The 20,335-nt window shown below is 74.5% G+C and carries 20 protein-coding genes; 7 read left to right on the top strand and 13 right to left on the bottom strand.

Going from position 1 to position 20,335, the window contains the following annotated elements:
• Positions 1 to 7 precede the first annotated feature (7 nt).
• Genes ACFW6A_RS14210 through argC form a run of 4 tightly spaced genes read right to left on the bottom strand, consistent with a single transcriptional unit; the run spans position 8 to position 4,303 of the window.
• Positions 8 to 1,213, bottom strand: a complete 1,206-nt coding sequence (locus ACFW6A_RS14210; RefSeq protein WP_351848364.1) for an acetylornithine transaminase — start codon at positions 1,211 to 1,213, stop codon at positions 8 to 10.
• The gene (gene argB, locus ACFW6A_RS14205) at positions 1,210 to 2,115 is read right to left on the bottom strand and encodes an acetylglutamate kinase (RefSeq protein WP_351848367.1); all 906 of its coding nucleotides are present in this window, start codon (positions 2,113 to 2,115) and stop codon (positions 1,210 to 1,212) included. The genes ACFW6A_RS14210 and argB overlap by 4 nt, the downstream gene beginning before the upstream one ends.
• Positions 2,112 to 3,278, bottom strand: a complete 1,167-nt coding sequence (gene argJ, locus ACFW6A_RS14200; protein ID WP_386640735.1) for a bifunctional glutamate N-acetyltransferase/amino-acid acetyltransferase ArgJ — start codon at positions 3,276 to 3,278, stop codon at positions 2,112 to 2,114. Before argJ ends, argB begins: the two co-directional genes overlap by 4 nt.
• Positions 3,275 to 4,303, bottom strand: a complete 1,029-nt coding sequence (gene argC / locus ACFW6A_RS14195; protein WP_386640732.1) for an N-acetyl-gamma-glutamyl-phosphate reductase — start codon at positions 4,301 to 4,303, stop codon at positions 3,275 to 3,277. Before argC ends, argJ begins: the two co-directional genes overlap by 4 nt.
• Positions 4,304 to 4,478: 175 nt before the next feature.
• Between argC and ACFW6A_RS14190 the strand changes: the two genes are divergently transcribed.
• From ACFW6A_RS14190 to ACFW6A_RS14175, 4 genes are all read left to right on the top strand, one after another.
• The gene (locus ACFW6A_RS14190; protein ID WP_386640729.1) at positions 4,479 to 4,973 is read left to right on the top strand and encodes a MarR family winged helix-turn-helix transcriptional regulator; all 495 of its coding nucleotides are present in this window, start codon (positions 4,479 to 4,481) and stop codon (positions 4,971 to 4,973) included.
• Positions 4,974 to 5,030: 57 nt separating this feature from the next.
• Complete coding sequence (locus ACFW6A_RS14185; RefSeq protein WP_386481411.1) at positions 5,031 to 5,510, top strand: MarR family transcriptional regulator; 480 nt, start codon at positions 5,031 to 5,033, stop codon at positions 5,508 to 5,510.
• 158 nt (positions 5,511 to 5,668) lie between these two features.
• Positions 5,669 to 6,982, top strand: coding sequence for a M48 family metallopeptidase (locus ACFW6A_RS14180; protein ID WP_386640726.1), 1,314 nt, complete (start codon positions 5,669 to 5,671; stop codon positions 6,980 to 6,982).
• A 128-nt stretch (positions 6,983 to 7,110) separates the two neighbouring features.
• A complete protein-coding gene (locus tag ACFW6A_RS14175) occupies positions 7,111 to 7,992 on the top strand; it encodes a sigma factor-like helix-turn-helix DNA-binding protein (RefSeq protein WP_386640722.1) in 882 nt (293 codons plus the stop codon).
• Between the two features lie 10 nt (positions 7,993 to 8,002).
• Here ACFW6A_RS14175 and ACFW6A_RS14170 read toward each other — a convergent pair whose 3' ends face one another.
• The 4 genes from ACFW6A_RS14170 to ACFW6A_RS14155 form a co-directional block, all read right to left on the bottom strand.
• Positions 8,003 to 9,163 (bottom strand): methyltransferase, encoded by a 1,161-nt coding sequence (locus ACFW6A_RS14170; protein WP_351848389.1) that lies wholly within the window; start codon positions 9,161 to 9,163, stop codon positions 8,003 to 8,005.
• A gap of 47 nt (positions 9,164 to 9,210) precedes the next feature.
• Positions 9,211 to 9,789: a histidine phosphatase family protein gene (locus ACFW6A_RS14165; protein WP_351848391.1), complete on the bottom strand. Its 579-nt coding sequence runs from the start codon at positions 9,787 to 9,789 to the stop codon at positions 9,211 to 9,213.
• Between the two features lie 68 nt (positions 9,790 to 9,857).
• Positions 9,858 to 10,322, bottom strand: coding sequence for a GNAT family N-acetyltransferase (locus ACFW6A_RS14160; RefSeq protein WP_351848394.1), 465 nt, complete (start codon positions 10,320 to 10,322; stop codon positions 9,858 to 9,860).
• Positions 10,323 to 10,425: 103 nt separating this feature from the next.
• The gene (locus ACFW6A_RS14155; RefSeq protein WP_351848397.1) at positions 10,426 to 11,859 is read right to left on the bottom strand and encodes a PLP-dependent aminotransferase family protein; all 1,434 of its coding nucleotides are present in this window, start codon (positions 11,857 to 11,859) and stop codon (positions 10,426 to 10,428) included.
• Here ACFW6A_RS14155 and ACFW6A_RS14150 point away from each other — a divergent pair.
• On the top strand, positions 11,858 to 12,829 hold the full coding sequence (locus tag ACFW6A_RS14150) for a DMT family transporter (protein WP_386640717.1): 972 nt from the start codon (positions 11,858 to 11,860) through the stop codon (positions 12,827 to 12,829). The genes ACFW6A_RS14155 and ACFW6A_RS14150 overlap by 2 nt on opposite strands.
• A 97-nt stretch (positions 12,830 to 12,926) precedes the next feature.
• The gene (locus ACFW6A_RS14145) at positions 12,927 to 13,124 is read left to right on the top strand and encodes a DUF1918 domain-containing protein (RefSeq protein ID WP_351848403.1); all 198 of its coding nucleotides are present in this window, start codon (positions 12,927 to 12,929) and stop codon (positions 13,122 to 13,124) included.
• On the opposite strand, the gene ACFW6A_RS14140 is transcribed toward ACFW6A_RS14145, so the two are convergent.
• Positions 13,121 to 14,362: a family 10 glycosylhydrolase gene (locus tag ACFW6A_RS14140; RefSeq protein WP_351848405.1), complete on the bottom strand. Its 1,242-nt coding sequence runs from the start codon at positions 14,360 to 14,362 to the stop codon at positions 13,121 to 13,123. The genes ACFW6A_RS14145 and ACFW6A_RS14140 overlap by 4 nt on opposite strands.
• A gap of 198 nt (positions 14,363 to 14,560) precedes the next feature.
• Between ACFW6A_RS14140 and ACFW6A_RS14135 the strand changes: the two genes are divergently transcribed.
• A complete protein-coding gene (locus tag ACFW6A_RS14135; protein ID WP_351848407.1) occupies positions 14,561 to 15,421 on the top strand; it encodes a 3-hydroxybutyryl-CoA dehydrogenase in 861 nt (286 codons plus the stop codon).
• 111 nt (positions 15,422 to 15,532) lie between these two features.
• On the opposite strand, the gene ACFW6A_RS14130 is transcribed toward ACFW6A_RS14135, so the two are convergent.
• From ACFW6A_RS14130 to ACFW6A_RS14115, 4 genes are all read right to left on the bottom strand, one after another.
• Positions 15,533 to 16,063, bottom strand: a complete 531-nt coding sequence (locus ACFW6A_RS14130; protein WP_386640712.1) for an NUDIX domain-containing protein — start codon at positions 16,061 to 16,063, stop codon at positions 15,533 to 15,535.
• Positions 16,064 to 16,125: 62 nt separating this feature from the next.
• Positions 16,126 to 17,466, bottom strand: a complete 1,341-nt coding sequence (locus ACFW6A_RS14125; protein ID WP_386640709.1) for a transcriptional regulator — start codon at positions 17,464 to 17,466, stop codon at positions 16,126 to 16,128.
• Positions 17,467 to 17,750: 284 nt separating this feature from the next.
• Entirely contained in the window at positions 17,751 to 18,836 is a 1,086-nt protein-coding gene (locus ACFW6A_RS14120) for a PP2C family protein-serine/threonine phosphatase (RefSeq protein WP_386640706.1), read from the bottom strand.
• A 247-nt stretch (positions 18,837 to 19,083) separates the two neighbouring features.
• On the bottom strand, positions 19,084 to 20,103 hold the full coding sequence (locus tag ACFW6A_RS14115; protein WP_351856634.1) for a hypothetical protein: 1,020 nt from the start codon (positions 20,101 to 20,103) through the stop codon (positions 19,084 to 19,086).
• Positions 20,104 to 20,335 lie beyond the last annotated feature (232 nt).

The raw sequence follows: 20,335 nt of genomic DNA, 5'->3' as shown, positions 1-20,335 counted from the left end.
CGTCGCCTCATTCTCCGGTTCGTCCTTGCCCGTTCGCCTCGTGCGCCTTCTCCAGGACGGCCGGCAGGGCCCGGAGGAAGGCGTCCGCCTCGGCGTCGGTGAGGACCAGCGGGGGCATGATCCGTACGACGTCGGGGGCGGGCGCGTTCACCAGGAGGCCGGCGTCCTGAGCCGCCTGCTGCACCTGGGGCGCGAGGGGCTCGGTGAGCACGATACCCAGCAGGAGGCCCGCGCCACGGACATGGGAGACCAGCGGGTGGCCGAGGCCCTCGATTCCGGAGCGCAGCCGCTCGCCGACGGCCTTGACGTGGTCGAGGGCCGCGTCGGCGGCGAGGGTGTCCAGGACGGCGAGGCCGGCGGCGCAGGCGACCGGGTTGCCGCCGAAGGTGGTGCCGTGGTGGCCGGGGGCGAAGAGCTCGGCCGCTTCGCCGAAGGCGACGGTGGCGCCAAGCGGCAGGCCGCCGCCGAGGCCCTTGGCGAGGGTGACGACGTCGGGGTCGACGCCCTCGTGGGCCTGGTGCTCGAACCAGTGGCCGCAGCGGCCGATGCCGGTCTGGACCTCGTCGAGGACGAGGAGGGTGCCGGTGGCGCGGGTGATCTCGCGGGCCGCCTTCAGATAGCCGGCCGGCGGGACGACGACGCCGTTCTCGCCCTGGATCGGCTCGATGATCACGAGGGCCGTCTCCTCGGTGACGGCGGCGCGCAGCGCCTCGGCGTCACCGTAGGGGACGTGGGTGACGTCGCCGGGCAGCGGCAGGAACGGGGTCTGCTTGCCGGGCTGGCCGGTGAGGGCGAGCGAGCCCATGGTGCGGCCGTGGAAGCCGCCTTCGGTGGCGACCATGTGGGTGCGTCCGGTGAGCCGGCCGATCTTGAACGCGGCCTCGTTGGCCTCGGCGCCGGAGTTGCAGAAGAAGACCTTGCCGGGGCGGTCGAAGAGCGCCAGGAGGCGCTCGGCGAGGGCGACGGGCGGTTCGGCGACGAAGAGGTTGGAGACGTGACCGAGGCTCTGGATCTGGTGGGTGACGGCCTCGACGACGGCCGGGTGGGCGTGGCCGAGGGCGTTGACGGCGATGCCGCCGACGAAGTCCAGGTACTCCGTGCCGTCGGCGTCCCAGACCTTGGCGCCCTCGCCGCGGACGAGGGGCAGGCGCGGGGTGCCGTAGTTGTCCATGAGCGAGCCCTGCCACCGCTCGGTCAGTTCGGTGTTGCTCATGACGCCCCCTGTCCGTCCGGCACGACCATCGTGCCGATGCCCTCGTCGGTGAAGATCTCCAGCAGGATCGAGTGCTGGACGCGCCCGTCGATCACGCGGGCGGTAGTGACGCCGTTGCGCACGGCGTGCAGGCAGCCCTCCATCTTGGGCACCATGCCGCTGGACAGCTCGGGCAGCAGCTTCTCCAGCTGGCTCGCGGTGAGCCGGCTGATGACCTCGTCGCTGTTCGGCCAGTCCTCGTAGAGGCCCTCGACGTCGGTGAGGACCATCAGGGTCTCGGCGCCCAGCGCCGCAGCGAGTGCCGCAGCCGCCGTATCAGCATTGACGTTGTAGACATGTCCGTCGTCCTGGGAGCGGGCGATGGAGGAGACGACCGGGATGCGGCCGTCCTCCAGGAGCGCCTGGATGGCGCCGGTGTCGATGGCGGTGATCTCGCCGACCCGGCCGATGTCGACGCGTTCGCCGTCGATCTCCGGCCGGTGCTTGACGGCGGTGATGGTGTGGGCGTCCTCGCCGGTGAGGCCGACGGCGAGCGGGCCGTGCTGGTTGAGCAGGCCGACGAGCTCGCGCTGGACCTGGCCGGCGAGCACCATCCGCACGACGTCCATGGCGTCCTCGGTGGTGACCCGCAGGCCGGCCTTGAACTCGCTGACGATGCCGTGCCGGTCGAGGGCGGCGCTGATCTGGGGGCCGCCGCCGTGCACGACGACCGGCTTGAGGCCGGCGTGGCGCAGGAAGACGACGTCCTGGGCGAAGGCGGCCTTCAGCTCCTCGTCGATCATGGCGTTGCCGCCGAACTTGATGACGACGGTCTTGCCGTGGTGGCGGGTGAGCCAGGGCAGGGCCTCGATCAAGGTCTGGGCCTTCGGGAGGGCGGTGTGCTTCCGCGTGGCGTTGGTCATGACGAGTACGCGCTGTTCTCGTGGACGTAGTCGGCGGTCAGGTCGTTGGCCCAGATCACGGCGGACTCGGAGCCGGCGGCGAGGTCGGCGGTGACGACGACCTCCCGGTAGCGCATGTCGACCAGGTCCCGGTCCTCGCCGACGGAGCCGTTCTTGCAGACCCAGACGCCGTTGATGGCGACGTTCAGCTCGTCGGGCTCGAAGGCGGCGGAGGTGGTGCCGATGGCGGAGAGGACGCGGCCCCAGTTGGGGTCCTCGCCGTGGATGGCGCACTTGAGGAGGTTGTTGCGGGCGATGGAGCGGCCGACCTCGACGGCGTCGTCCTCGGTGGCCGCGTTGATCACCTCGATGCGGATGTCCTTGCTGGCGCCCTCGGCGTCGCCGATGAGCTGGCGGGCGAGGTCGGCGCAGACCTCCCGGACGGCCTCGGCGAAGTCGTCCTGGGCGGGGGTGGTGCCGGAGGCGCCGGAGGCCAGCAGGAGGACGGTGTCGTTGGTGGACATGCAGCCGTCGGAGTCGACCCGGTCGAAGGTGAGCCGGGTCGCGGTGCGCAGGGCGGCGTCGAGGCCCTCGGCGTCGACGTCGGCGTCGGTGGTGAGGACGACGAGCATGGTGGCGAGGCCGGGGGCGAGCATGCCCGCGCCCTTGGCCATGCCGCCGACCGTCCAGCCGTCGCGCGTGGCCACGGCCGTCTTGTGGACGGTGTCGGTGGTCTTGATGGCGATGGCGGCCTTCTCGCCGCCGTGCGCGGAGAGTTCGGCGGCGGCCTTCTCTACGCCCAGGAGGAGCTTGTCCATCGGGAGGAGGACGCCGATGAGGCCGGTGGAGGCGACGGCGACCTCGCCGGCGCCGACCTCGGCGCCCTGCCCGCTGAGGACCTCGGCGACCTTCTCGGCGGTGGCGTGGGTGTCCTGGAAGCCCTGCGGCCCGGTGCAGGCGTTGGCGCCGCCGGAGTTGAGGACGACCGCGGTCAGCTCGCCGTCGGCGAGAACCTGCTGGGACCAGACGACGGGGGCGGCCTTGACGCGGTTGGACGTGAAGACTCCCGCGGCGGCGCGGCGCGGCCCGGTGTTGACCACGAGGGCCAGGTCCGGGTTGCCGTTCGACTTGATCCCGGCGGCGATGCCCGCCGCCGTGAATCCCTGCGCTGCGGTGACGCTCATGGAGCGACTCCAATCGTGGAGAGTCCGGTGTCCTCGGGAAGACCGAGGGCGATGTTCATGCTCTGCACCGCGCCGCCGGCGGTGCCCTTGGTGAGGTTGTCGATGGCGCTGATCGCGATGATCCGGTGCGCGTTCGCGTCGTACGCGACCTGGACGTGAACGGCGTTGGAACCGTGGACGGACGCCGTGGCGGGCCACTGCCCCTCGGGGAGGAGGTGGACGAACGGCTCGTCCGCGTACGCCTTCTCGTAGGCGACGCGGACGGCCTCGGCGGTCGTGCCCGGCTTCGCGGCGGCGGTGCAGGTGGCGAGGATGCCGCGGGGCATCGGGGCCAGGGTCGGCGTGAAGGAGACGGTGACGCGCTCGCCGGCCGGGCCGGAGAGGTTCTGGATCATCTCGGGGGTGTGCCGGTGGCCGCCGCCGACGCCGTACGGGGTCATGTTGCCCATCACCTCGCTGCCGAGGAGGTGCGGCTTGAGGGCCTTGCCGGCGCCGGAGGTGCCGGAGGCGGCGACGATCACGGCCTCCGGCTCGGCGAGCCCGCCGGCGTACGCCGGGAAGAGGGCGAGCGAGACGGCGGTGGGGTAGCAACCGGGCACCGCGATGCGCTTGGACCCCTCGAGCGCGGCGCGGGCGCCCGGCAGTTCGGGAAGGCCGTAGGGCCAGGTGCCGGCGTGCGGGGAGCCGTAGTACGTCTCCCAGTCGGCCGGGTCCTTCAGCCGGAAGTCGGCGCCCATGTCGACGACGAGGACGTCGTCGCCGAGCTGTTCGGCGACGACGGCGGACTGGCCGTGCGGCAGGGCGAGGAAGACGACGTCGTGGCCGGCGAGCTCCTCGGCGGTGGTGGGCGCGAGGACGCGGTCGGCGAGCGGCAGCAGGTGCGGCTGGAGGCCGCCGAGCCGCTGTCCGGCGTTGGAGTGGCCGGTCAGGGTGCCGATCTCGACCTGGGGGTGGGCGAGGAGCAGGCGCAGGAGTTCCCCGCCCGCGTATCCGCTCGCGCCCGCGACTGCTGCTCGTACCGTCATCGAAACCCTCCTCATGGATGGCATGACTATACGTGGCGCCGTAGTTTTATGCAACGAGGCGTGCGGGACCCTGTCCTCGGGGTGCGGGAGGGGGCGGCGGGCGCAGCCGGCACCCTCGCCCGGTCCTCGCGAAATTTAGTAGCCATATACATAGTAGCCATGTACGGTATCTGTCATGAGCAAGGGTTCTCCGGGTCCCACGCCCGGCTTTCTGGTGTGGCGGCTCGCCAACAAGTGGCGGGTCGCGGTCGACCGCGCGGTGGCCCCGCTGGGCCTCACCCACGCGCAGTACTCGCTGGTCGCCTCGCTGCACGGGATGCGGCGCACCGGCGAGCGGCCCAGTCAGCGGCAGCTCGCCGACCACACCGGCATGGAGGCGCTGTACGTCTCGAAGCTGGCCCGCTCGCTGGAGGCGGCCGGCCTGATCGAGCGCGCCCGCGACCCGCGCGACCCGCGCGCCGTGCGGCTCGCCCTCACGGAGGAGGGGCTGGCCGTCACCCGGCGGGCCGTCGACGTGGTGCAGGACCTGCTCCAGCAGCTGCTGGAGCCGCTGGGCGGGCTGGACGCGGCGCGCACGCGCGCCTTCACCGAGGAGCTGACGACCCTGCTCGACGTACCGCTCGTTCCTTCCCACCCTTCTGATCCTTCTGATCCCTCCGACCCTTCCTGATCCCTCCGACCCTTCCGGTCCCGAGACCACCGACACGAGCACTCAGGGGGCAACACCATGACCACCACCGACACCGCCACGGCCGCCACCGCCGCGCCCGCCGACGCCCGCATGCTCGGCCTCGCCCACTACGCGGCCCGCGGCGTCCTGGAGCACGTCCTGGCCCGGCACGGCGTCACCTTCGTGCAGCAGCTGGCCCTGCGCACGGCGGCGACGGCCGGGGAACCGCTGACCGGGGACGAGCTCGTCGCCCGGATCCGCGCCGCCCTCAAGACCTCCCCGGCCGAGGCACGCGCCGCCCTCGACGCGCTACGCGCGAAGGACCTGCTCCTCGCGGACGGCCCCCGGCTGCTCCCCACCGACGCGGGCCGCGCCCTCCTCGCCACCGCCACCGCCGAGATCGCCCCGCTCTCCGCCCGCGTCTGGGGCGGCATCCCCGCCGACGACCTGGCCGCCGCCGGCCGCGTCCTCGCCCTCGTCGCGGAACGCGCCGACCGGGAGCTCGCGGCACTGACCGGAGCGGCCCCCGGGAGCTGAGGCCCCCGGCTCACCGGAACCGGCGGGTACCCCCTGCCCCCACATGCCCTAAAGTGCGTCCGCCGCCTGCGCAGACGACGGAACACCGGGCGGCGACACCGTGAGGAACAAGGGGGGCGTACACCGTCGGCGGCGCCCCCGGTGGGGGGGGTACCACCTTGACCGAGACCATCGACGCGGGGCGGCCGGCCGACGCCGACCGCCCCGCCTGCCGCGACTGCGGAGCCGCCCTCGTCGGCGGCGGCCTCCACGTCGCCTGGTGCGCCGGCTGCGGCTGGAACACCGATCCCGGCGCCGACGCGGAGGAGGAGCCGCGCGGCCGGATCGAGCGGGTCCGGCGGCGGCTCGCCCGCCGGTACGGAGAACAGCTCTTCGCCGACCTCACCGCGACCGGCGGGGCCGACGGGCACTCCGCCCGCTCCGGGCGCGGCCGCTCCGCCCGGCTCGCCGGCTGCCTCGCCCTGGCCGTGCACGGGCTCACCGTCGCCCTCCTGGCGGCCGGCCTCGCGATGGTCGTCGCCGGCAGGGGCCTCGTCCCCCTGCTCGGGGCGGTCCCGATCCTCCTCGCCGTGGTGCTCCGCCCCCGCTTCGGCAGCCTCCGGAAGGCCACCGCCGACCGGCCCGTCCTGCGGCGCCCCGACGCGCCGGAGCTCTTCGGCCTCCTCGACGAGGTCGCGGCGACGGTCGGCACCACGGGCGTCGAGGCCGTCGTCGTCGACACCGACGTCAACGCCTCCGTCCGCACCTACGGGGTGCGGCAGCGGCGCGTCCTCACCGTGGGCCTCGGCCTCTGGGAGGTGCTCGCCCCGCAGGAGCGGATCGCCCTCCTCGGCCACGAGTTCGGGCACTACGCCCACGGCGACACCCGGCACGGCCTCGTCGTCTCCACCGCCTTCCAGTCGCTCGACACCTGGTCCTACACGCTGGCCCCGCAGGAGTCCGCGTCCCTCCTCGACGACCTGATGAACCTCGCCACGGCGCTGCCCCGGGCGGCCGTCGACGGGGTCGCGGGCCTGCTGGACCACCTCACCCTGCGGGGCTCGCAGCGTGCCGAGTACCTGGCCGACGAGGCCGCCGCCCGGGCCGGCGGTTCCGAGGCGGCGGCCACGCTGATGGACCGCCTGCTCTGCGCCGGCACCCTGGACGGCGTGCTGCGCCGGGAGGCCGTCGCGGCCCGCACCCGGCGGGGCGGCGACCGCTCCGGGGACCCCGCCGAGGGGCTGTGGCGGCGGCTCGCCGCCCAGGCCGCCGCCGTCCCGGCGACCGAGTACGAGCGGCTGCGCCGGGTCGCCGAGCTGCGCGGGCACAGCGTCGACAGCACCCACCCTCCCACGCACCTGCGGCGCCGGCTGCTGACCGCCGGCACCCCGCACGAGCCCCGGATCGTGCTGGACCCCGAACGGGCCGCGCGCGTCGACGCGGAGTTCGCCGCCGCGCGCCGGACGCTCGCCCGGCGCCTGCTCAACGGCTGAGCGGCCGGGCTGGCGGGCTGCCCGGCTGCCGGACGGTCGAGCGGCCGGGTGCCCCGTCGGGGCGGCGTCACAACGGTCGGGGCCGGCCCGTCAATCCGGTGGAGGCACCCGACGGGAAGTGAGGCCCCATGGGGGACGACGCTGTGGTGACCGCGCTGGGCGCGCGGTTCGACGCCGACGAGGAGCGGCTGCGGGGGGGGGTGGCCCTGCGGCTGCTGGGCGCCGGGGCGGAGCGGGAGGCGCGGGACGTCCTCGACCGGGTCCGGGCCGGACTCGGCTCGGACTCGCCGGCGGTGGTACGGCTCTGGCTGACGGCCCTGGTCGCCCGCGCGTGCCTGGACGGCGGCGGGAAGGCGGGGGCGGACGCCGGACACGCGCGCGGGGAGGCCGGAGGGGCGACGGGAACGGTCGCGGAAGGAGCGGGGACGGTCACGGAGGGGGCGGGGACCGTCGCGGAGGGGCTGGACGGGAGCGTGCTGCTGGGGTTCCTCGCCGTGCTCGACCGGCTGGAGCCCCGCACGCGGCTCGCGTACCTCCTCCACGACGTCTTCGGGCTGCCGCCCGGGGAGACCGCCCGGGTCATGGGCGGCTCCGCCGCCGAGGCCGCCCGGCGCGCCCGGTGGACGCGGGAGCGGCTGCGGGGCGGCGGCGCGCCCCGTGACGCGGTCCCCCGGCGGCGGACGCTGGTGGACGCCTTCCTGGCCGCCGCACGCGCGCGTGACGCCGCCGCCCTCGCCGTACTCCTCGATCCGGAGGCGGTCGCGTACGGGGAGCGGGGGCCGGTGCACGGGGCCGCCGCCGTGGCGGCCGCGGCGGCGGCCCTGGTGCGGCCGGGCGCGCTGGTCCGGCCCGTGCTGGTGGACGGAGCGGTCGGCGTGGTGGCGTCCGAGGCCGGACGGCCCGTCGCGGCGCTGGCGTTCGCCTTCCGCCGGGACCGGATCGCCGGCGTCGACGTCACGACCGGCGAGGAGCGCCTCCGGGCCCTGGACCTGGTCTTTCCCGAGGTCTGAGGCGCGGGCGTCAGCGCCGGACCGCGCGCAGCACCACGAACTTCGGGTCGCTCGCGACCAGTTCGCTGTTGCCGAAGACACGGCGGAGGGTGACGTGGTAGCCGAGGTGGCGGTTGCCCACGACCCACAGTTCGCCGCCGGGCGCCAGCGCCCGGCGCGCGTCGGAGAACATCCGGCGGGCGGTGCGGTCGGTGGTGGCCTGGTGGCTGTGGAAGGGCGGGTTGTTGAGGACGAGGTCGAGGGTGCCGTCGGGAACGCCCGCGAGCCCGTCGGCGACCGTGAACTCCGCCTTCCGGTCCTCCCCCGCGTGGGTGTGGAAGTTCTCCTCGGCGGAGGCGACCGCCTGGTACGACTCGTCCGTGAAGAGCAGTTCGGCGTCGGGCTCGGCGAGGGCGACGGCGAGGCCGACGACGCCGTTGCCGCAGCCGAGGTCGGCGACGCGGGCGTGGCCGAGGCCGTGCGGCAGGTGGCCGAGGAGGAAGCGGGTGCCGATGTCGAGGCGGTCGGCGCAGAAGACGCCCGCCTGGTTGGCGACCGTGCGGCCGGCGAGGCCGGGCGCGGGGGTGTCGGCGGGCAGGGCGTAGCGGTACGGCCACGGGTTCGGCCCGGGCGCGGCGGCCGGGTCGGGGACGGTGTGGATCAGCCGGGCCTTCTTCACCGCGAGCGAGGTGCGGGTCGGGCCCAGGATCCGCTCGAACAGGGTCAGGGTGGAGGTGTGGATCTCCTTGACCATGCCGGTGCCGACGATCACCGTGCCCTCGTGGACGGCGGGGGCGAGCCGGTGCAGCTGGTCCTCCAGGAGCGCGAGGCTCTTGGGGACGCGGACGAGGAGGACGTCGATCCGCTCGGGCGGCGGGTCCTGGGTGGTGAGGAGCCGGACGGCTCCGGGGGCGGCGCCGGCCCGGGCGAGGTTGGTCCGGGTGGCCTCGCGGCCGAGGTACGAGTCGGAGATCTGGACGGGGTCCCCGGCGCCGGCGGCCGTCAGCGCGGTGACGAGGGCGCCCCAGCGGTCGCCGAGGACGGCGACGGTGCCGGAGAGGTCGGTCCCGGTCTCGGCCAGGTGGTTCAGGAGGTACTCGTCGGCCGCGTCCCAGGCGCGCAGCGGATCGCGCGGGTCCTCGGGGTGGCGGGTGAGCGTGACGTCGCCCCATGGCGTGGTCAAACGGTTCATCGTGCCCCCCAGGCTAGCCGCTCCGCCCGTCGGCCCGCCCCTGCCCGTCAGCGCAGCGCCGGGGCGTCCAGGTGGAGGTGCCAGGCTCCGGGGCGGCCGGTCAGGGTGACGGTCGACAGGGGGCGGACGTCGACGCTCCAGTAGGTGGCGGGGGCGGCCCGGAGGGCGTAGACGAGGGCGGCGCGGACGACGGAGGGCTCGGCGACGGCGACCACGCTGACGTCGTCGGCGGGGCGGGTGTCGAGCCAGCCGCCGATGCGGGAGATGAAGGCGAGGAGGGGTTCGCCGCCGTGCGGGGCGGAGCGGGCGTCGGCGAGCCAGGCGTCGACGGCGGCCGGTTCGAGGGCGGCGACCTCGGCGAGGGTGAGTCCGCGCCAGCGGCCCATGTCGCAGTCGCGCAGGGCGGGCTGCGCGAGCGGGGCGTAGCCGAGGGCGGTGCCGGTGGCGCGGCTGCGCCGCGTCGGGGAGCAGTAGCGGAGTTCGGCCGCCCCGAGCGGGAGGAGCGCGGGCGCGGCCTGCTGCACCTCGTACCATCCGGCCTCGTCGAGCGGCCGGTCGTCGTCGAAGCGTTCGGCGAGCAGGGAGGAACTGCGCGCCGCCGCGACCAGCGTGACCCGAAGACCCATGGCCGCGATCGTGAGGCCGGTGGGGTTCCGGGTCAAGGGGTGCGGAGGGGGGACCGGGAGGCCCCCGTTCACTGCTGCCCGAGAGCCATCCACTTGTCCGGATTCTGCAGTGGCGTGAATCCGACCTTCTCGTAGACGCCGTGGGCGTCGGCGGTGGCGAGCATGATCCGGCGGAGCCCGTACGGCTCCAGGTGGTCGCGGACGGCGGCGGCGAGGGCGGTGCCGAGACCGTTGCCGCGGGCCGGCCGGTCGACGTAGACGTCGCAGAGCCAGGCGAAGGTGGCGTAGTCGGTGACCACGCGCGCGTAGCCGGCCATCTCGCCGGTCTCGCGGTGGTAGGCGCCGAAGTTGAGCGAGCCCTCGATGGCCCGGTCCTGCTTCTCCCGAGGTCGGCCGCCCGCCCAGTAGGAGTCGGTGGAGAGCCAGTGGTGGACGCGGGCGGCGTCGAGGCGGGCCGGGTCGGACGAGATCTCGTACGTCTCGTGGGGGACGGCGGGGGCGGGGGCGGGCGCAGGCGCGGGGGTCTCGGACATGGGCGCAGGATGCCAGGGGCCCCGGCATGTGTCCGAGGGATTTTCCGCCCGGCGGGGGTGGCGGCCGCCCGCGCGGCCACCACCCCCGCCGGGCCCCGCGGCGTCACGGAAGGAGTTCGTCCATGGCCGTGCGGAGCCTGCGGACCCCCTCGGCGATCTCCGTGGGCCCGGCCACACCCGCGAAACTCAGCCGGATGTGGCCGGCGGGCGGTTCGGCGCAGAAGTACGGCCGGCCGGGGGCGGCGGTGACTCCGGCGCGGAGGGCGGCGGCGAGGAGGGCGGACTCGGGGAGGGCGTCGGGGAGGCGGAGCCAGAGGTGGTAGCCGCCGGAGGGGACGTGGGGCAGGGCGAGTTCGGGGAGCCGGAGGGCGACGGCGGCGGTGAGGGTGTCGCGGCGGGCCTTCAGCTCCTGGGAGACGGTCCGCAGGTGCCGGGACCAGGCCGGGGCGCCGACGAGTTCGAGGGCGGCCTCCTGGAGGGGGCGGGGGACGAAGAAGCTGTCGACGACCTGGATGGCCCGGAGGCGTTCGAGGACGGGCCCGCGGGCGGCGAGGGCGCCGACGCGGAGGCTCGCCGAGGTGATCTTGGTGAGCGAGCAGACGTGGACGACAACGCCGTCGGGGTCGTCGGCGGCGAGCGGCGCCGGCAGCGGTCCGGCGTCCTCGTGGACGAGCCGGCGGGCGAAGTCGTCCTCGACGACGAAGGCGCCGGCGGCCCGGGCGATGCGGACGACCTCGCGGCGGCGGTCCGGCGGGAGGAGGGCGCCGGTGGGGTTCTGGAAGAGCGGCTGGCAGACGAGGACGCGGGCGCCGGTGGCGCGGAAGGCGGCTTCGAGGAGGTCGGGGCGGATGCCGTCGGCGTCGGCGGGGACGGGCACCGGGCGCAGTCCGGCGGCGCGGGCGACGGCCAGCATGCCGGGGTAGGTCGGCGACTCGACGAGCACCGGGGTGCCGGGCGTGCCCAGCGCGCGCAGGGCGGTGGTGAGGGCGGACTGCCCGCCGGCGGTGATGAGGACCTCGGCGCCGGTGACGCCGCCGCCGATCTCGCGGGCGAACCACTCGCGGAGTTCGGTGAGGCCGTCGGTCGGCGGCCGGCCCCAGGCGCCGGGGCGGCGGCCGGCCCGGGCGAGGGCGGCGGACAGGGCCCGCTCGGGCTGGAGGGAGGGGTGGAGGTAGCCGCCGTTGAACTCGACGACGCCCGGCGGGGGCGCGGCGAGGGTGACGAGGACGCCGGAGGCGTCGACGGCGCGGGGGACGAGCTCGGTGGCGGCGTCGGCGCTGAGGGCGAGTTCCTGCCAGGAGGTGTCGCCCGCGGCGGCGGGGGCGGGGGCCTCGGCGCGGAAGGCGCCGGCGCCGGGGCGGGTGACGACGAGGCCCTCGGCGGCGAGCTGGGCGAGGGCGCGGGTGACGGTCACCGGGGAGACGCGGTAGCGCTCGACGAGGGTCCGGCTCGACGGCAGCTTTCCACCGGGTGAGTAGCGGTCGAGTTCCGCTTTCAGGGATTTCGCCAGCTCGGCCACACTGCTACGCTCATGCATGAGAGCACAGAATAGCGCTACTGCCCCGATGACGATAGCGGTCGGCACGACGGCCGGAAGCGCTTCCGCGCCGGAGCCCGTACGGGGCCCCGGGACGGCCGCCACCGCCTCCCCCGGCGCCCGGGGCACCCTGCTGGCCCTGCTCGGCGTGGTCTCCTTCTCGCTGACCTTCCCGTCGACGGTGTGGGGCCTGGAGAGCTTCGGCCCCTGGTCGCTGGTGGCCGTCCGCTCCACGCTCGCCGCCCTGATCGCCGGGGCCTTCCTGCTCGGGGGCCGCGTGCCGCTGCCCGAGCGGCGCCACCTGGCCGGGCTCGCCGTGGTCGCGGGCGGGGTGGTGGTGGGCTTCCCGCTGCTGACCACGCTCGCCCTCCGGACCTCCACGACCTCGCACGCCGCCGTCGTGGTGGGCCTGCTGCCGCTCACCACGGCCGCCTTCGCCGCCGTGCGGACCGGCCGCCGCCCGTCGCGCGCCTTCTGGGGCGCGGCCGTCGCCGGCGCCGCCGTCGTCCTCGCCTTCACCGTCCAGCAGAGCGGCGGCACGCTCTCCTCGGGCGACCTCTACCTCTTCGGCGCGCTCCTGGTGTGCGCGGCGGGCTACACCGAGGGGGGCCGGCTCGCCCGGCTGATGCCGGGCTGGCAGGTGATCGGCTGGGCGCTGGTGTTCTGCCTGCCGCTCATGGCCCCGGCCTCCGCGGTGGCGCTCGCCCTCGAACCCGTGCACCTCACCGCCCACGGCGTCGTCGGCCTGGTCTGGGTGGCCGCCGGCTCCACCTTCTTCGGCCTGTACGTCTGGTACCGCGGCATGGCCGCGATCGGCATCCCGCGCGCCAGCCAGCTCCAGCTCGCCCAGCCGCTCCTCACGCTCTTCTGGTCGGTCTTCCTGCTCGGCGAGTCCCTGCCGCTGGCCGCGCCGGTGGCGGCGGTCGGCGTGCTGGTCTGCATCGCGGTGACCCAGCGCGTGAAGAGCTGACGCGCGGGGCCGCCGGCGGGGGCCGGCCGGCGCGACGGGCGCCCGTGACCGGGGTCACAATGGCAGGCAGAGGCCCTACGCGCGCGAGGAGGTCCCGATGCAGGCGAGTGTGGGCGACAAGCTCTTGGTGCACGGCCGGACCGTGGGTCAGCACGACCGCACGGCCCAGGTCCTTCAGGTGCTGGGGGAGAACGGCACTCCCCCGTACAAGGTGAGGTTCGACGACGACGGTCACGAGGCGCTGATGTCGCCCGGCCCCGACACCGTCGTCCGCCACCGCGGACAGCGGGGCTAGGGAGCGCCGCGCCGGGCCCGCGGCGCGCGGGCCCGGGACGGGTAGTGGTCGGCCACGACGGCGGCGAGCGCGCCGTTGCGGTCCTCCGCGACCTCCTTCGCCGCGAAGTAGCAGTGCCCGCCGACGCCCGGCCGCTCGGCGGCCAGCGCGAGGTGCCGTGACAGCTCCTTCGGGTCCTGCCACGCCTCGGGCTGGCCCGGGTCGCCCGCCTTGTACAGCGCCTCGCCGATGTAGAGCCCGACGCCCGTCCCGCGCACCGCCCCGTCCCACCAGTCGAGGAGGGTGGCGTAGTCGGTGGCGGGGTGGCCGACGTGCCAGTACAGCTGCGGCACCACGTGGTCGATCCAGCCCTCCCCGATCCACTTGCGGGTGTCGGCGTACAGGTCGTCGTAGGTGGCGACGCCGGCGCGGGTGTCCGAGCCGGCGGGGTCGTCGGCCTTGTTCCGCCACACCCCGAAGGGGCTGACGCCGAAGGCCGTCCCCGGCCTGACCTCCGCGAGGCGCGCGGACATCTCGGAGACCAGCAGGTCGGTGTTGTGCCGCCGCCAGTCCGCGCGGTCGGGGAAGTCCGCGCCGTGCGCGGCGTAGGAGGCGTCGTCCGCGAAGGCCTGCCCCGCCACCGGGTAGGGGTAGAAGTAGTCGTCCCAGTGCACCGCGTCGAGGTCGTAGCGGCGCACCGCGTCCAGCATGGCGTCCTGGACGAAGCGCCGGACCTCGGGCAGTCCGGGGTCGTAGTACAGCTTCCCGCCGTACGGCACGGTCCAGTCGGGGTGCAGCCGGGCGGGGTGGGACGCGGCGAGCCGGCCGGGGTCCGTGTGGTTCGCCACCCGGTAGGGGTTGAACCACGCGTGCAGCTCCAGGCCCCGCGCGTGGGCCTCCTCCACCGCCGTGCCCAGCGGGTCCCAGCCCGGGTCGCGGCCCTGCGTGCCGGTGAGGCACTGCGCCCAGGGCTCGTACGGCGAGGGCCACAGGGCGTCGGCGGTGGGACGCACCTGGAGGACGACCGCGTTGAGCCGCCGCGCCACCGCCCGGTCCAGGTGGGCCAGGAGCTCGGCCCGCTGCTCGGCGGCGGACAGGCCCGCGCGGGACGGCCAGTCGCGGTTGGCGACGGTCGCCACCCACATGCCCCGGAAGCCGCCCTTCGGCGCGGCCCGCTCCGGGTGCGGGCGGCGCTCCGCGGCGGCGCCCGGAGCACCCGCCCCCGCGACGGCGAATGCCGCTCCCGTTGCGGTCGTCACAAACCCTCTTCTCCCGATAGGCCGCACTTGTACCCCTCAGCTGTCGGATACGTCACAACCCCCGGGGACAGCATGCCCGCTCCGGCCGATCGATCATCGCGCGAATCGGAGTAACGTCATGGGGTCGAGGCGTGCGAACCGGAATCACACGGGGGCCCGCCGCCAGAGAAGAGCGAAAGGCACGAGGTGACGGACTCCATGGCCGACATTGAGCGCGTCGGAGTGGTGGGCTGCGGCCAGATGGGCGCGGGCATCGCAGAGGTGTGTGCCCGGAGCGGTCTGCAGGTGAAGGTCGCCGAGACCACCGGCGAGGCGCTGGAGATCGGCCGCACCCGGCTGCTGAACTCGCTGACCAAGGCCGCCGAACGCGGCAAGATCAGCGAGGAGGAGCGGGACGCGGCGCTCGCGAACCTGACCTTCACGACCGACCTGGGCGAGTTCGCCGACCGCGACCTCGTCATCGAGGCGGTCGTCGAGAACGAGCAGGTCAAGACCGAGATCTTCCAGGTGCTCGACCAGGTCCTGACCCGGCCCGACGCCATCCTGGCCTCGAACACCTCCTCCATCCCGCTGGTGAAGCTGGCCGTGGCGACCTCCCGCCCCGACCACGTCATCGGCATCCACTTCTTCAACCCGGCCCCGGTGCAGAAGCTCGTCGAGCTGATCCCGGCCCTCACCACCTCCGAGGGCACGATCAGCCGGGCGCAGGCCTTCGCCGAGAAGGTGCTCGGCAAGCACGCGATCCGCGCCCAGGACCGCTCGGGCTTCGTGGTGAACGCCCTGCTCGTGCCGTACCTGCTCTCCGCGATCCGGATGTTCGAGTCCGGCATCGCGAGCCGCGAGGACATCGACAACGGCATGGAGTACGGCTGCGCCCACCCGATGGGCCCGCTGAAGCTCGCGGACCTCATCGGCCTCGACACGATCGTCTCCATCGCCGACTCGATGTACTCCGAGTTCAAGGAGCCCCTGTACGCCGCTCCCCCGCTGCTCCAGCGGATGGTCGACGCGGGCCGCCTCGGCCGCAAGACGGGCTCCGGCTTCTACGTGTACTCCTGACGCCCCGGCGTCCCCCCGACGCCCCCGGGCGTCCCCCGAATGTCGCTCTCCGCGGCAGGAACGGCTCGTACCCCCGCACAGGTACGGGCCGTTCCGTCTTTCCGGCGGCGGTCAGCCGAGCCGCAGGTGGTGGAGCATCAGCAGGCCGGCCGCCATGTTGGCCGCCGGGACCTCGCCCCGGGCGATCAGCTCCGGGACCTCCTTCAGCGGCACCCACGCCCGCCGCGAGGACTCGAAGCCGTCGACCGGCGGACCGGTCCAGGTGGCCCGGTCGGCCCAGTAGAGGTAGTGCCGGGCGTCGCTGAGCCCGTTCGAGGGCTCGACGGTGAGGAGGTGGCGCAGCGGCCCCGGCCGCCAGCCGGTCTCCTCCTCCATCTCGCGGGCGGCGGCGGCCTCGGGGGCCTCGCCGTCCTCGACGACGCCGGCGGCCAGCTCCCAGCCCCAGCTGTCCGTGATGAAGCGGTGGCGCCAGAGCATCAGGACCTCGTCGGCGTCGTTGACGACGGTCGCGACGGCGACGGGGCGGAGCCTGATCAGATAGTGGTCGAGGTGGCGGCCGTCCGGAAGTTCGACGTCCGCGAGGTTCACCCGGAACCAACGGTTCTCATAGACGGAACGCTCACTTACTTTCGTCCACTGCACGTTCTTGCCACCTTCCGACTGGTAGGTGCGTGTTCGGTGGCAATATCGCAGCAGTTGAACGGTCAGAGCGGAACGCGCAGCGCCCCGTCGATCAGCGCCGCCGCCTCCCGCGCGTCCCCCGCGTCACTGGCCAGCAGGTGCTCCCGGGCCTGGAGCAGCCGGTCCCGCAGCCGCCGCGACTCCATCCCGCGCGCCCGCTCGGTCATCTCCACCGCCGTGCGCGCCGCCGAGTCCGCCTTGCCCTGCCGCAGTTCGACCTGGCAGAGCAGCGCCAGCCGGTGCACCCGGCCCCGGTCGTGCGAGGGCGCCCCGGCCGCCCGCGCCGCGTGCTCGTACGCCCCCGCGAGATCACCCAGACTGAGGAGGGCCTCCGCGACCTGTACGTTGACGAGCCCGGGCTGGACGTAGCCGGTCTCGGCCGGCTCCGCCGCCGGCGCGATCCGCTCCGCCGCTCGCTCGGCCCGCAGGATGCAGTCGAGCGCCGCCGCCCCGTCGCCGAGCCGGGCGTACGCCTTCGCCTGCATCGCCGTCAGGTCCGCCGCCAGCGCCGGGGTGATGGTCCCGTCCGCCGCCCGCAGCGCCGCCTCCGCGAAGGCCACGGCCTGCCGGAACTCCCCCAGCAGCAGCGACTGGTTGACCATCAGCGCGATCACGTAGGCGCCGAACGCCCGGTCCCCGCTGGCCTTCGCCAGCCGCAGCGCCTGCTGGAAGTAGCGCTGCGCGAGCCCGTGCGCGTCGGCGTCGTAGGCGCAGATACCGGCCACCGCCACCAGACCGCCGGTGGCCCGGTGCAGGGAGCGGCCCAGGGCGTCGCTGTAGGAGCCGCGCAGCCGGGGCGCGGCCTCGGTGGTGAGGAAGCCGACGATCCGGGCGCGGGTCGCGATGCCGCCGGCCTTGCGGTACATCTGCTCGTAGTGCGTGCGGGCCGCGCTGAGCAGGGCGATGTCGGCGGGCTCCACCCGGGTCAGACCGGACCGGGAGACGTCGGTGTCCTCCGGCGGGTTCTCCCACTCCCACACCGGGATCACCGCGGGCGTGCCGGTCACCGCGGGCGCGCTCACCAGGTACGGGCGCTGCTGCTCGTCCGAACGCCACAGCGCGGTGGCCCGGTCGACGAATCCGGAGAGCGGGCCGCCGGGCGCGGGCGGCCCGCCGCCGGGCACCCCGAGCCCGATGTCGTCGAGGGTGACGGGCCTGCGCAGCCGGGCCGCGAGCACCTCGCAGATCAGGTCGGGCACCTGGCCGCGCGGCCGCTGGCCCTTCAGCCACCGCGCCACGGCGGTGTGTTCGTAACGCAGGGCAAGTCCCCTGGCCCGTCCGGCCCGGTTCACACGGTCGGCGAGCCCGGCGTGCGAGACGCCCGCCTCGTCCAGGAGGGCGTCGAGCAGGGTGTTGGGCTGCATGGCCCCTCCGGTCGCTCGGTGAACTCAGCGTAGCGGTGGCCGAATTCGCCCGGTGCGATTTCGCACGGGGTGTGAATGAAGTACCCGTTCTTCCGGTCCGCGCGCGCTGCCGCCGGCGGAGCCGTACCGCTTGACTGGGCTCCTCCTCGCCGGCCGGCGAGGAACGACCGGGCCGCCGGCTCCCCCTCGTACAGTGCGGCCGCCCGGTCCGCGCCGCCCGCCCCGCCGATCTGCCCGACACTCCGTGGCGGGGCGGGCGGCGCCCGTACCCCCGGACCCTCCGCTCAGCAGTGGGTGGAGGGAGCGGGCCGGGGACGGCGCAGCCCGGGTTCGGCGGGCTGCGCCGGCACGCGGACGCGGTCGTTGCGGACGACGAGGAGCGCGACGTCGTCGTCGAGCCGGCCGCCGGTGTGCCGCAGCAGCGCCTCGTGCACCTGCCGGACGACCGCTTCGGGCGCCCCGCCGGCACCGCGGGCGAGCGCCGCCTCCAGGCCGAAGAACCGGCCGCGGCGGTCGCGCGCCTCCTCCGCCCCGTCCGTGTGCAGGACCAGCGTCTCGCCGGGCAGCAGCCGGGCTCCGGTGTCCGGGGCGAGCACGGCCGGCAGCGGCAGCACGCCGAGCGGCGGCAGCGGCTCGCCGACGGGCAGCCGCTCCGTCCGCGCCCCCAGCCGGTACGGGGCGGGATGGCCGCAGTCGAGGACGGCGAGCCGCCCGTCGGCGCGGACCTCCAGGAGCAGCAGCGTCACGAACTCCTCGGCCACCGGATGCTCGGGCGCGTCCCCGCCGCGCGCCGGGTGCTCGTCGCGCGCCCGCTCCCGCAGGTGCCGCTGGAGCGCCCGCTCCAGCCTCCGCAGCACCCCGCCGAGTTCCGCCTCGTCGTGCGCGGCCTCCCGGAAGCTCCCCAGCACCGCGACGACGGCGCCCAGCGCGGCGAGGCCGTGGCCCCGCACGTCCCCGATGACGATCCGCACGCCGTACGGCGTCGCCACCGCCTCGTACAGGTCGCCGCCGACCGAGGCGCCGCGGGTGGCCGACAACTGCCCCGCTGCCAGAGCGAGTCCGTCGAGCCGGGCGGGCGGCGGGCGCAGCAGCACCCGCTGGGCCGCCTCGGCCACGGCCCGCACCCGGACCAGCTCGCGCCGCAGCCGCCGCCGCGCCCCGAGGACGAGACCGGTGCCGACGGTCAGGAAGACGATGCTGGTCGCGATCCGCATCGGCAGCCCCGGCTGACGGGCCAGCGGACAGCCGAACTTCCACGCCACCGCCACCGCGCCCCAGCCGACCGGCAGGGCGAGCGGGGCGGACCCGCGGAGCCGGGTCCCGAGGGCGGTCCTCGTACGGCCGCGGCCGCTACGGCTGGTACGGATCATGTACGGCCCTTCCCGAGCCCCGACAGCGCCCGAAGGCCCTGCGGCACACAGGCCCGCCCCTGTGGCCGCGTCGATTCTGCCGACCGTACGGACCACGGGGGAACACCCCCCGGCGATCTCACCCGAAGGAGTGAGCACCCCCACCACGCCGCCCCACGCCAGGGGCACGCCACGGGCACAGGGTCCCGACGGTCGCGCTCCCGTACGGCCTACAACCCCCCCTGAGTCGGTCCGGTCCCGGTCCCGATCAGCGCGACCACGCCTGCCTCATGTGGTTCCTGGCGTCTCCTGGTGCCTCGAGCCGCTCGAAATGGTGGAGCTCCACGCGGTAGAGGACATCGATGCCGTAGCGGTGGAGCAAGGCGACATCGGCATCTGCCGGGCGATCGGGAAACAGTCCGGTGAGCCGCTCGACGCGTTCAGGGCTGTGGGGGGCGTAATCGAGGAGCTGTCCCAGGGCCAAGCGGACGTGACCGTGGCCGCTGTCGCTCTTGGCCTCGATGACCTCACAGCCGTCCTTACCGGCCACATGGAGATCAGTGATGCCGGACGGTGTGCGAAGCCTCCGCACGTCCAGGCCGGACAGAGTCTCCCTGTACTCCGTGACCAGAAGCGCCTCGGCCCGATGGACCACTATCTCCCTCTCGGACCGACGGTACGCGGTCCTCTCCGTGTGCACGCCCTCCACCTCGACGACCTTGGCTCCCTCGGAGATGAGCCGCGCCACCTCGATGTCCCGTTCGATCTTGCGTCGGCTCTCCGTGGAGGTCCGGATTCCCAGACCGTCCAAGACCTCATCCGCCCGCTCCCCCCTCAGCACCCGAAGTCCCATGAAGGAGTCACCGGCGTTGAAGCTGGGAAGGTCCCAGATCTCCTTGTAGGGGATGAGGGTCGGCTGGAACGCGAGCAGGCTGTACACATTGAGCCAGCTGCCCTTCGTGGGATCCTTCGACCACATCGTGTCGGCGAAGTCCGCGTTCCTGAACGTGGCTCCGACCTCACCGACGCCACGGACGTGGTTCTGTCCGGTGAAGAGCACCACGTCACCGGTCCCGAGAAGGGACATGTTGCGGTCCTGGGCCGACGTCGCGCCCCAGAACCGGGCTCGCCCTGACGGGTGTACCTTGAGCAGCCACTCCAGCTGGTCCTCCGTCAGCGCGTCCGCATGCGGAGAGGCCCCGAAGGAAACCTCTTGGGCCAAGGTGTCCTTCCAGTGCCGTCGGGCCACAGCGTTCCCATAGGACGGCTGGATCGCAACGTGTGTCACTTCGCCTCATCCTCCCCTGTTCCCCCACGTCACCCACGTGGGGACCGTCGATGCTGTCATATCCGGGTCGGGACGGAATCACGTTCCCGCGGGCCGCTCCGTCCGCACGGCCCGTACTCCCGTGGCGCAGGCGCCGGGTGATAGGACGCCACCCGAAACAGAAACGAGCGGGTGAGGCCGAACAACGTCACCTGCGCCAGGACGGGAACGGCGGAGGGCCGCCGCGGGAGTG

It is taken from the genome of Streptomyces sp. NPDC058758 (assembly GCF_042746075.1).
Taxonomy (GTDB): domain Bacteria; phylum Actinomycetota; class Actinomycetes; order Streptomycetales; family Streptomycetaceae; genus Streptomyces.
Note: the sequence above shows the minus strand (reverse complement) of the source record. Positions and strands in the feature narration are given on the sequence as shown.